Here is a 514-nt window from a genome sequence, read left to right on the forward strand (position 1 = left end):
GCCGTATCTCGCAGCGCTTCTTCGGCGCGCACAAGTTCCGCCGTACCGCCTTCGCCGGCGACTACACGGGCCTGGAGATCCAGCGCACCCTCGTCCGGCGCGCGGAACAGCTGCGGATACCGGTGCTGGAGGGTGTGTACATCACGCGGATCCTCACCCACGAAGGCACGGTGTTCGGGGCGTACGGCTTCGATCTCAAGGACGGCACGCGCTACCGGGTGCACGCGGACGCGGTGATCCTGGCGGCGGGCGGGCACACCCGGATCTGGCGGCGCACGTCGTCGCGGCGGGACGAGAACACCGGGGACTCCTTCCGGCTCGCCGTGGAGGCGGGGGCGCGGCTGCGCGACCCGGAGCTGGTGCAGTTCCACCCGTCGGGGATCATCGAGCCGGAGAACGCGGCCGGCACCCTCGTCAGCGAGGCCGCGCGCGGCGAGGGCGGCATCCTGCGCAACGCCCTCGGCGAGCGGTACATGAGCCGCTACGACCCCGAGCGCATGGAGCTGTCCACCCG

1 protein-coding gene is annotated in these 514 nt (G+C 72.0%); it reads left to right on the top strand.

Going from position 1 to position 514, the window contains the following annotated elements:
* The coding region (locus tag LPA54_RS36600) for an FAD-binding protein (RefSeq protein ID WP_228984816.1) at window positions 1-514 on the top strand (514 nt) is incomplete at both ends.

The sequence above is a fragment of the Streptomyces sp. DH12 genome, from assembly GCF_020873895.1.
GTDB lineage: Bacteria > Actinomycetota > Actinomycetes > Streptomycetales > Streptomycetaceae > Streptomyces.